The sequence below is a fragment of the Petrotoga halophila DSM 16923 genome (assembly GCF_002924615.1).
Genome location: NZ_JALY01000171.1, coordinates 14,410 through 25,950, shown reverse-complemented (window position 1 = coordinate 25,950; position 11,541 = coordinate 14,410). Strand labels below are relative to the sequence as shown.

General features: G+C 35.3%; 13 protein-coding genes. All 13 read left to right on the top strand.

Annotation, left to right across the window (positions count from 1 at the left end; genetic code table 11):
• On the top strand, nucleotides 1–138 hold the full coding sequence (locus AA81_RS14880) for a transposase (protein ID WP_369333231.1): 138 nt from the start codon (nucleotides 1–3) through the stop codon (nucleotides 136–138).
• Between the two features lie 132 nt (nucleotides 139–270).
• Nucleotides 271–738, top strand: coding sequence for a 23S rRNA (pseudouridine(1915)-N(3))-methyltransferase RlmH (locus tag AA81_RS08520; protein WP_103079522.1), 468 nt, complete (start codon nucleotides 271–273; stop codon nucleotides 736–738).
• Nucleotides 739–804: 66 nt separating this feature from the next.
• A complete protein-coding gene (locus AA81_RS08515) occupies nucleotides 805–2,067 on the top strand; it encodes an adenylosuccinate synthase (RefSeq protein ID WP_103079521.1) in 1,263 nt (420 codons plus the stop codon).
• A gap of 20 nt (nucleotides 2,068–2,087) precedes the next feature.
• Entirely contained in the window at nucleotides 2,088–3,560 is a 1,473-nt protein-coding gene (locus AA81_RS08510; RefSeq protein WP_169926375.1) for an NAD(P)H-hydrate dehydratase, read from the top strand.
• 13 nt (nucleotides 3,561–3,573) lie between these two features.
• On the top strand, nucleotides 3,574–4,230 hold the full coding sequence (locus AA81_RS08505; RefSeq protein ID WP_103079519.1) for a thiamine diphosphokinase: 657 nt from the start codon (nucleotides 3,574–3,576) through the stop codon (nucleotides 4,228–4,230).
• Nucleotides 4,231–4,245: 15 nt separating this feature from the next.
• Nucleotides 4,246–4,731, top strand: coding sequence for a metallophosphoesterase (locus AA81_RS08500; RefSeq protein ID WP_103079518.1), 486 nt, complete (start codon nucleotides 4,246–4,248; stop codon nucleotides 4,729–4,731).
• Nucleotides 4,732–4,749: 18 nt separating this feature from the next.
• On the top strand, nucleotides 4,750–5,340 hold the full coding sequence (gene yihA, locus AA81_RS08495; RefSeq protein ID WP_103898783.1) for a ribosome biogenesis GTP-binding protein YihA/YsxC: 591 nt from the start codon (nucleotides 4,750–4,752) through the stop codon (nucleotides 5,338–5,340).
• A 77-nt stretch (nucleotides 5,341–5,417) separates the two neighbouring features.
• Nucleotides 5,418–7,205, top strand: a complete 1,788-nt coding sequence (locus AA81_RS08490; RefSeq protein WP_103079516.1) for an ATPase — start codon at nucleotides 5,418–5,420, stop codon at nucleotides 7,203–7,205.
• Entirely contained in the window at nucleotides 7,198–7,941 is a 744-nt protein-coding gene (locus AA81_RS08485) for an SIR2 family NAD-dependent protein deacylase (RefSeq protein WP_103898782.1), read from the top strand. Before AA81_RS08490 ends, AA81_RS08485 begins: the two co-directional genes overlap by 8 nt.
• Before the next feature lie 198 nt (nucleotides 7,942–8,139).
• Nucleotides 8,140–9,444, top strand: a complete 1,305-nt coding sequence (asnS, locus tag AA81_RS08480; RefSeq protein WP_103898781.1) for an asparagine--tRNA ligase — start codon at nucleotides 8,140–8,142, stop codon at nucleotides 9,442–9,444.
• 71 nt (nucleotides 9,445–9,515) lie between these two features.
• Nucleotides 9,516–10,520 carry a Holliday junction branch migration DNA helicase RuvB gene (ruvB, locus tag AA81_RS08475; RefSeq protein WP_169926381.1) on the top strand — a complete coding sequence of 335 codons (1,005 nt, stop codon included), beginning with the start codon at nucleotides 9,516–9,518 and terminating at the stop codon, nucleotides 10,518–10,520.
• On the top strand, nucleotides 10,513–11,202 hold the full coding sequence (locus AA81_RS08470) for a YggS family pyridoxal phosphate-dependent enzyme (RefSeq protein ID WP_103898779.1): 690 nt from the start codon (nucleotides 10,513–10,515) through the stop codon (nucleotides 11,200–11,202). The genes ruvB and AA81_RS08470 overlap by 8 nt, the downstream gene beginning before the upstream one ends.
• Nucleotides 11,203–11,327: 125 nt before the next feature.
• A partial coding sequence (locus AA81_RS08465) for a YggT family protein (RefSeq protein ID WP_103898778.1) occupies nucleotides 11,328–11,541 on the top strand: 214 nt, incomplete at its 3' end.

Sequence of the window (11,541 nt, the reverse complement as noted above, 5' to 3'; positions counted from 1 at the left end):
ATCTCTAACGGTAAAATAGAAGGTATGAACTCTAAACTTAGAGGATTTACTAAAAGGGCTTTTGGTTTTAAAACATTAAAGAATTTAAAAATCACTATCTTTATTGCCCTTGGTAAACTTAATTTAACTCCAGCTTAATTACCCACTATTTTCGTGATAGAACCTTAAAAACTTAATAGGTAATTTGGATGGAGAATTATTTACAATAGAAGAAAAATTGTTAACCGAATCACAGATCACCAAGATAAAATATATTTCAAATGAAGAAAAATGACTAGAATCATAGTCGTAGGGCCTTTAAAAAGTTCCTATATAATAGATGGAGTCAAACAATATTTAAAATGGATAAAGAAGTTTGAAAAAATTGAACTAATACAACTTCCTTTATCTGGTGATTTAAACAAGACACCACCTTCGATTTACAAAGATAAAGATTTCAAAAAGTTCGAAAAATATTTCCCGGATTCTTTCAACGTTTTATTGGATGAAAGAGGAGAACAAATGGATTCTATAAAATTTTCGGAATTTTATGACCGCACAAAAAGCAGATCGCAAGGGAAACACATAAATTTTATTGTCGGTGGTCCTCTGGGTCATTCTGATAAAATTTACAATAAAGCGGATTATATTTTATCGTTATCTAAATTGACTTTTACCCACGAATTTGCGGTTTTGATTCTTTTAGAGCAATTGTTTAGAGTTAACAAGATATTGCACAATGAAACTTATCATTATTAAAATAAAAAAGTTACGGTATTTTTATCGCAGGAAGGGAGGAAGGTACGGTATCATCGTACAAAAATTATGGAAAAAATGTCGATTGTAGGTGCCCAATGGGGTGACGAAGGTAAAGGTAAAGTTGTTAATTACTTTTCAGAAAAGTTTGAATGGATCGTGCGTTTTTCTGGAGGTGCGAATGCAGGTCATACCATTTATTACAAAGGCAAAAAATATGTGAATCACATGCTTCCTTCTATTATGCCCAATTCTAAATCTAAAGGTTTTTTAGGTGCAGGAATGGTGTTGGATTTAGAAAAACTTGTAGAGGAACTAAATATACTAGAAGCTGATTTTCCTGGAATGTCCTCTAAATTTTACATTGATTTAGAAGCCTTTTTGGTTCTTCCTTGGCACAAAGAAGAAGACGAAATTATAGAAAGTATGAGGAAAAAGCCAATTGGAACAACAAAAAGAGGAATTGGACCTGCCTATACCGATAAGGTATCAAGGGAAGGCATAAAACTTTACTACTTGTTCGACGAAAAAATGCTTAAAGAACGTTTGGAAGACATATATTACTTAAAAAGTAGTCAGTATGGTGATAAATTGAAAACTTCAAAAGATGATGTGTTTGAATATTTAATGAAAACCAAAAATGAATTGGAAAAATTGAAAATAAATTACGCTAGTGCCGTAGAGATGGGGAATGTTTTCAGAAGTACATCGGTACTGTTTGAAGGAGCTCAAGGTGTTCTGTTAGATTTAGATTTTGGCACCTATCCTTTTGTCACATCGTCTTCTTGTATGGCTCATGGAGTTTCCTCCGTAGGCTTTTCAACGTTCGAACTAGATGAGGTTTATGGCGTACTCAAAGCTTACACAACACGGGTAGGATCGGGACCTTTCCCCACAGAAATTTTTGGAGAAGAAGGTGACAAAATTAGGGAATTAGGAAAAGAATACGGGGCGACAACAGGAAGACCAAGAAGGGTGGGTTGGTTAGATCTACCTGCCCTGAGATACGCAAAAATAAGGTCTGGGTTAACCGGGTTTGTAATCACCAAGGCAGATGTTTTAAATGGGTTAGATAAGATAAAAGTTTGTACACATTATGAGGTCAACGGAAAAATAAAAGACACTCCATCCTCTTCATACGACTTTTTTGTTGCCAAACCTATTTATACTGAATTGAATGGCTGGAAAGATACCAACGATATTAATTTCTTAAAATATTTATCGTATATAGAAGAACAAATCGGAGTTGATATTGACTACATTTCCTATGGGCCAAAAACTGAAGAAATGTTTTCAAAAAATAATTTGATATTGAATATTAAAAATAATTAAAAAATTTAGAGGTGAAAAAATTGAAAATACTCACTTCCTCCCAGGCAAAATTAATAGACAAATTGACTATAGAGAAAGGAATAGCCCCAGAAACGCTGATGGAGCAGGCAGCTTTTTCTGTGGCTGACATAGCGGAAACCTTTGAACCTACTTCAATTCTTTGTGTAGTAGGAAAAGGTAACAACGCAGGTGATGGAATTGCAGCGGGTAGGATTCTAAAAAATAGAGGTTACGACGTTGAAATACTTATAGTAGGTGATCCAACTCAAGGAAGTCCTGGCTTTAAAAAGCAACTTGAAATCGCCAAAAAATACGAAATTAATATTTATCGTTTCAATGTTGATGAAATTAATTATTCGCAATACGATCTCATAATAGACGGATTAATAGGTATAGGCTTGAAAGGAGAAGTCAAAGGAGAGGTCGCCGAAGCGATAACACACATAAACTCTTCAGAATCAAAGGTATTATCAGTCGATATTCCATCAGGAATATCATCTGACACAGGTGAAGTTCTAGGAACGGCAGTTAAGGCCGATCAAACGGTTACATTCGGCTTTTTAAAAATTGGTCATCTACTCTATCCTGCAAGAGAATATTGTGGAGAAATAAAAGTTGCTCCTCTATCTTTCGACAACTCGCTGGTAAACTCAATCAATCGAGAACTCATACTAGAAGATACCGTTAAGAACTTACTTCCAAACAGGCCTGATGATTCTTACAAGTACAAATTTGGAACAGTTCTAATACTCGCGGGTAGTGGAAAATACCCTGGTGCACCTATCCTTTCCGCTATTGGAGCTCAAAGAACTGGAGCCGGTATGGTTAAGCTGATTACACCAGGTGATTCCTCAAACGTTTTAGCTCTTGAACCATCTATAATTTACAGATCCTTAAAAAAAGAACATTTTGAAGAAAAAGACGTTGAAAATTTAAAGGAAGAAATCGAAAAATCTAGCGTCATCGTTTTAGGTCCCGGTATAACTGAAAATGCAAAAGGCTTTGTTACAAAATTAGTTAACACCTACAAAGATGACAAATTATTTGTTTTAGATGCAGACGCTCTATTAATTTTAAAAGAGAAAGAAGTAAAATTAAACAAAAATTTTGTCATAACCCCACATGTGGGAGAACTATCTAAAGTTTATAAAAATTTAAAAAACGACGTGTTCGGCTTGGAAGAGTACGCAAAAGAGTTGAACTGTACCATCGTATTCAAATCATCAACTACCTTGATAACAAACGGCGAAAAAACATATTTCAACATAACAGGTAATTCAAGTCTAGCCAAGGGAGGATCGGGAGATTTACTATCAGGAGTTATTGGATCGTATATAGCTCAAGGTTTATCCACGATGCAAGCTTGCCTCATTGGAAGCTATGTCGTATATAAAACTGCAAGAGATCTATCCTTAGAGTACACAAACTACTGTTTAACTCCGAAAATCATTGCTGACAATCTATATAAGACAATCCATCAATTAAACTCATGAATCTAAAACCCCATTGGGAGGCGGACAAACTATAGTTTATATAATATCTGGAGCAGAGCCAAGAAGCTCTTTGGAATTTTATAAGAAAATGATTCAAAAGGCACACTTGACAATCGCATGTGATGCTGGAATCAAAATCTTCAAAAAGTTAAACTCACCGCCAAACTATTTAATAGGAGATTTTGATTCTGCTTCTATTCAAGACCTTCAGTGGGCCGAAGATAACAACACGGAGATACTGAGATACCCAAAAGAAAAAGATGAGATCGATACCGAATTGGCTTTAATCTTTCTGAAAGAAAATCGTTATAAAAACATTGTTTTATCAGGGGTTTTAGGCAATCGTATTGACCAAGAAATGGCAAGTGTATTCCTCCTAGCCGAATACATAGATCTAAATCCTGTTATCCTTGAAGAAGACGTTAAAATTGGTATAGTAAATAAAAGAGTTGAAGAAGAAGCCCAGATCGGTGAAAGTTGGTCCATTTTAAGAATAGGAGAACCCGTTATAGGGCTTACTCTTAAGGGATTCAAATATTCATTAAATAAAAAAGATATCTTTGATTTCAAATCCCTAGGGATCAGTAATGAATCTAAAGAAAATAAAATAGAAATATCCGTTGAAAGTGGCATGGTTGTTTATATCAGATGGATCGACAAAAAATGGTAAGCAGGGGGCGATGTAATGTGGTTAGTATTATCTGATTCTCACGACAATATGGATAAACTTAAAAAGATCCCGGATATAATCCAAAGGTACAATATCGATACCATTTTCCACTGTGGGGACTTTGTAGCTCCTTTTACTTTACCGTATCTAATCTATGATGATATCGACTTTTATGGTGTCTTTGGTAACAACGACGGAGAAAAGTTGCTACTTTATGAAAAATCAAATAAAAAGATAAAAAATGGACCAATCACCGTAGAAAAAGATGGTAAAAAGATATTTCTGATGCACGAACCTTATTCCTTAGAAGCCGCTGAAAACTCAGGGATTTATGATTACATCTTTTTTGGCCATACCCATGAAATAGTAAATAGAAAAATCGGTAAGACCTTTGTGCTCAACCCAGGAGAATTTTCTGGATGGCTAACTGGGAAGGCAACTTATGGTATAATAGATCCAATAGATCCTAATGAAGCAAAAGTTGAAATCAAAGAACTTTAGAGGAGGACCATCGACATCTTGAAAGTATACAAAGCTCAATTAATAAAAACCGTTTACGACATTGAAGATCTTCCACCACCAGATAAAAAAGAAATCGCCTTTGCGGGAAGATCCAATGTAGGAAAATCAAGCTTTTTGAATGCCATTTTAGGCATTAAAATAGCAAAAGTAAGTTCTACCCCAGGAAAAACCAGATCCATCAATTACTACTTGGTGAATGACAAATATTACTTCGTTGATTTACCCGGATACGGTTTTGCAAACGTTTCAAAGCAGGAAAAAGAAAGATGGAACGTATTAATGAACGAGTACTTTAAAAATAGATTTTCCCTAAATGCCGTTTCTTTGCTTATCGATCATAGACATATGCCCCAAAAACTAGATTATGCTATGGTTGAATGGCTTAAAGATGTAGGTATACCTTTTTTGTTTATCTTAACAAAATCAGATAAATTAAAAAAATCTGTAAAAACTAAACTTTTTAAAGATATCAAAAGTAGTTTTTCAACTTATGGCGAATATATATATTTGCCTTTCTCTTCAAAAACCAAGGAAGGGTTAAAAGAGGTTTTGAAAACTATCGGTGAAATATTAGGCGAAGTTGATTAGTCTCAATCAGGGTGGAGAGCGGGGCAAGGGGCGCAATTTATAAAGTTTCTAAAGACCGTCAAAAGGGAGGGTAAAAAATGAGTTATGAAAGAACTGTATTGATCCCCGGGGAGGTATCTTATAGTAACATATCTCAAATACTAAATTCAAGCTATCTACTAGAAATAATCTCAGAATTAATCGAGGATGCCCAAGAGACACGCAATACGTTGTATCCTTTTTTTCAATTATTTCTAGTGGATGAAAGCAAACAAAAAGTTCATGAAAGGTATGACTTAGAACAAATTCGGCAACTACTCTTAGCATTATCTATAAACAGCTTAGACCATTTGGATGAATCCTCTTACTTTAGTTTCCCAAAATTATCTTCATACAGAGAAACGTTGGCTCTCTTTGTTGAAGATACTTTCAATCTATGGCGTTCAAAACACAGATTTATGAAAAAAGCGGATCCTTTCAGTCACAATTCAAGAACGAGGATTCATAAGCAAATATCCTTAGTTAAGAACAACTCTGATCTAAAAAGTTTAGTCTTGGGGGTATATAGACAAATCCTTGTCAACATTTCAGCCAGAAGGGTAAAAGTGCTCAGGCAACTTCCCGGGGGAGCTCAAGCAGGATTTATAGTTGATCGTCCTAAACCTAAACCAGAAGCTAAAATAGCCAATGCTGATTTTTTATACAATATGGAATATGTTTGGAGTGTAGTACTGGAACCACCCGTTATCTTTTATACATACTCTAATAAAAGAAGAGGGGTATTCAAAGTTGTCGATCGTCCTATATTAAACAAAATTAATATAGATAATCCACAGGATTGGCTCGTTTTCCCCATATACGTTAACGATAAATTGATATATGTTGTTGTTTACAAAGAATACTTCGCGATGGCAACAGGTTTGGCAAATTTGTACGAGTTTGCAGATTTTGAAAGTTTAGAAAACAGAAGACCTGATGGTATATACATCTTCGGTATGAATAAAAGTTTTTTTGAAAATGAAGACGATTACAATGGTATCATCTATAAAGAAGATGATGGAACTTACGTAGGACTTGTTGGAGATGATCCTTCTATAGACTACTTTGGTTATATGAAGAAAATGGTATTGACGATTCACAACTTAATAGTTATAGACGAAGATAGACTGCCAATTCATGGGGCTTTAGCTGAAATAAAGTTAAGAGATGGTCAAAGTTTCAACGTAATGATAATGGGAGATAGCGGAGCGGGAAAATCTGAAACATTGGATGCCTTAAACAGAATAAGAAAACAGGTATCCGAAGTGAATATTTTGATAGATGATATGGGCTCGTTAGACATTTTAGAAGATGGAACAGTAGTTGCATATGGGACAGAAACTGGTGCTTTTGTCAGATTAGACGACTTACAACCAGGTTATGCCTACTCTGCCATGGATAGAAGTATCTTTATGAATCCAAACATAACCAACGCCAGAGTTATTGTACCTTACTCCAATTATGAAGATATCATAAGACCTACTAAAATTGATTATTTCTTTTACGCCAACAACTATGAAAAAATAGACGAGAACAAACCACCAATTGAATTTTTTGATGACGTAGATAAGGCATTAGATGTATTTTCCAAAGGTGCAAGAATGGCAAAAGGTACAACTTCAGAGAAAGGTCTAACCTATAGTTACTTTGCAAATCCTTTCGGTGCAATCCAAAGAAGAGAAAAACACGAAAAAATTGCTAGAAAATACATGGAAACACTAATGAAAAGTAACGTCAAAGTTGGGACACTTCGAACGCAACTTGGTGTAGAAGGTTATGAGGACGAAGGCCCTTTAATAGCAGCCCAAGAACTTTTGAAATTTCTGAAAGGTGGGAAAGATGTCTGAAGCTGCGAAAAAATGTGCAGAATTAATTTATAAGTCAAATTCCATTGCGGTCCTAAGTGGTGCGGGGATGTCTACTAACGCAGGTATCCCCGATTTTAGAGGCCCTAACGGTATCTATACAAAGGCAAATATAGAAAATCCCGAAAGGATTTTCGATTTGGATTATTTCTATCGTGATCCTTCTTTGTTCTACAAGTTTCACAAAAAATTTTTAGAGTACATAACAAAGGCAGAACCAACATTTACTCACAAATTTTTAGTTCAACTTGAAAAGGAAGGTAAATTGAAAGGGATAGTAACTCAAAACATCGATTCTTTACACCAAAAAGCCGGTTCAAAGAAAGTCTATGAGATACATGGAGGATGCTGGAAAAATTACTGCACAAAATGTAAAAGGGAGTATTCTCAAGAAGAAATATTAGAAAAGATAAACAACGAAATAGTACCAAGGTGTGATAACTGTGGTGGTGTAATAAAACCAGACATAGTATTTTTTGGAGAACCAGTAAAATACTTAACAGAATCTGAAATATTGATGAAAAATTCCGATCTTGTCTTGGTTTTAGGGTCTTCTCTTGCGGTTATACCAGCAGCAATGTTGCCATCCTTAACTAAAGGGAAGATAATTGTTGTAAACAAAGGTGAAGTATCAGAAATGTATCTCCCACCAGAAAAGGTAGCTCTCATTGTTAACGAAGAATTGGACACCTTTTTTACGCAAGTTGCCAAAGAGTAAGAATCACTCAAAGAGGGATAAATGAGCAGGGTGGAGCCCCACTCATCCTTATGGGTGCGGAGCGGGGCGAAGGGGCGCTAAAACAGAGCATTGAGGGATTTACCCTTTTTATCCTTATGCAAAAAGATTTATTAAAACAAAATTATGAATTTGGGGTTTTTAAGGGGGGGAACCCCCTTAACGCACGGAGGTGGTAGCATGATTCCAAAATGGGTATATATAAAAGACTTCAAAAAATACATCGATCAAACAGTTGAATTCCGGGGATGGGTATGGAACAAAAGAAGCAGTGGTAAAATAGCTTTCTTACAGTTAAGGGATGGAACAGGTTTCATTCAAGGAATAGCTGAAAAAAAGAATTTCGATGATGAAACCTTTGAAAACATCAGAAAAATAAAAATGGAAAGTAGCGTAATCTTACAAGGAACCATAAAAAAAGACGAAAGATCTCCTAAAAACGTTGAATTACACATAACTTCCTTTAAAAAAGTACAAGAACCCATTGAAGATTACCCTATTTCTAAAAAAGACCACGGCATAGACTTTTTAATGGAAAACAGGCATCTATGGATCAGATCGAGAAGGCAATTTCATATCTTAAAAATTAGAAACGAAATTTTAAAGGCAATTAGAGATTTTTATAATCAAAATGATTTTACCTTGATAGACACCCCTATATTTACCGGTTCTATAGGAGAATCTGCCGGTAACACATTCAAATTAGACTATTTCGATTATGGAGAGGTGTATCTAGCACAAACTGGTCAACTTTACTTAGAAGCTGCGGCGATGTCTTTTGGCAAGGTGTACAACCTTGGTCCTACATTTAGGTCCGAAAAATCAAAAACAAGAAGACATTTAATCGAATTTTGGATGAATGAAGCCGAAGTAGCTTTTTATAAACATGAAGACAACATCAAATTACAAGAAAGCTTGGTTTCTTTCATTATCCAAAGAGTATTAGAAAACGCTTCGGATGATTTAAAAGAAATTGGAAGGGATACAAATAAACTACAAAAAATTCAGCTGCCCTTTGAAAGAATGACATACACACAAGCGATTGATTTTCTGAAGAAGAAAGGTTTTGAAATAGAATGGGGAGAAGATTTTGGTGCAGATGAAGAAAGTGTGCTGGCTTCTCAATTTGAAAAACCCCTCTTTGTGGAGAAGTATCCTAGGAAAGCTAAGGCTTTCTATATGCAGCCTGATGAAAACAATCCTGACGTTGTACTCTGTGATGACTTACTTGCCCCTGAGGGTTATGGTGAAATAATAGGGGGTTCTGAAAGAATATGGGAAGAATCAATCTTAATAGACAGATTGAAAGAATTCAATCTTCCTTTAGATCAATACCAATGGTACATAGATTTAAGAAAGTTTGGTAGCGTTCCACACAGTGGTTTCGGCTTAGGCGTTGAAAGAACAGTAGCTTGGATATGTGGATTAGAACACATAAGGGAAGCTATACCTTTTGCAAGAACACTTTACAGAGTTTACCCATAAGATTCTAAGGAGTTTTTAAAATGTTTGAAAAAGAAAATACAAACCCAAAGAGGTTACTGGATCCCTCTTTTATGGGAGAGGATACAGGTTCAAAGAAATTAAGGCCAAACTACTTGAATGAGTTTATAGGCCAGGACAACATAAAAAAAAAGTTAAAGGTCGCGATAGAAGCTGCTAAAATAAGAAAAGAAGCGATGGACCATGTAATTTTAGCAGGTCCGCCTGGTTTAGGTAAAACAACCCTAGCTTATGTAATTTCCAATGAACTAGGGGCTAATTTGCAAATTACAAGCGGCCCTGTAATCGAGAAAGCAGGAGATCTTGCTGCCATTTTAACTAATCTAGAAAATGGTGACGTACTATTCATAGACGAGATTCACAGACTGAATAGAACCGTGGAAGAAATCTTATACTCAGCTATGGAGGATTTCCAACTTGACATTGTTATAGGGAAGGGGCCTTCTGCTCGTTCTATAAGGATTGATTTACAACCTTTCACATTGGTGGGAGCTACTACAAGATTAGGCCTCATCGCTCCACCATTGAGAAGTAGGTTTGGAATAATTTTGGAAGTTGATTTCTACTCACCAAAAGAGATCAACTTCATCATAAAAAGAAGCGCAGAGATACTCAATATAAAAATAAAAGAAGATGCATCCCTCGTTTTAGCCCAAAGGTCCCGGGGAACCCCCAGGATTGCCAACAGACTTTTGAGAAGAGTTAGGGATTTTGTCCAAGTTTCTGGAAAAAACATCATAGAAGCCGAAGATGTAGACAACACAATGAAATTGTTAGAAATGGATGAAGATGGCTTAGATAAAATGGATCGAAAAATTCTTAAGACTATTATAGAAAACTATGAAGGTGGCCCAGTTGGCATAAATGCCCTAGCTTCATCGATTGGGATAGAGCCAGATTCGATCAGTGAGGTCTATGAACCATTTCTACTACAAGCAGGTTTCATTATCAGGACCCCGCGTGGTAGGGTAGCAACTGAAAAAGCCTATCAAAAACTCAATTACACCCCTAAAACTTCCAGTCAAAATATTAGTTTATGGGGGGAGTTTAATGAATAATTTTCTAATAGAAAATTATCACACCTTGTTAAATGAAATACAAGAAGTTGCTGAAAAATCAGGTCGAGATATGAACTCTATAAAATTAGTTGCTGTATCAAAGAATTTTCCAAGTGTTTACATAAAAACATTATACAACGAAGAACACAAAGATTTTGGGGAAAATCGGGCTCAGGAATTAAGACAAAAATATGAAGATCTAAAAAACCTTGACATTGTATGGCATTTCATAGGCAGGATACAAACCAACAAAATAAAATACATCGTTCCTATCGCAGAATACATACATTCAGTTTGGAGAATGAAAGAAATAGCGGAAATTCAAAAAAGAGCTGAAGAAATAAATAAAACACAAAAAGTACTTTTAGAAATCAATATATCTGGTGAAAAATCCAAAGCTGGACTCATTCCAAGTGGAGTAGATGCATTTTTGAAAGATGCAACATCTTTTAAAAATATAAAAATAATCGGTTTAATGACGATGGCTCCTTACACTGACAACGTTGATGTTATAAGAAACGTCTTTCGGAGCTTAAAAGAACTTAGAGACAACCTAAATAAAAAATATCCTTCAATAAAAGAATTATCTATGGGAATGACTAATGATTACAAAATAGCCATAGAAGAAGGAGCCACCCTTTTAAGAATAGGAACAAGAATCTTTGGCAACAGATATCTTTAGATGGGCGGGCAACGGGGCAAAAGAATAAAGATTTCCTTTCCTTAGAAGGTGGGCTGCTGGGCGAAGGGGCTCTAAAACAAGTTTTAGAGCTTTCATATCCATACATATTATACGAGGAGGAAAAGATGTTCGTAATAGCAAATCTTTTAATAGCATTAGCAAGTATATTAAGAATAGTAATAGTATTTTTTGAATTTTGTATAATTGTATCCGCTTTATTAAGTTTCATAATGCCCTTTCAATACAATCGGTTTCGAGGTTTTGTTGATTCAGTTGCCAATATAATTTTGAATCCAATAAGAAGATTTATACCCACAGTAATAGGAAACATCGATCTAT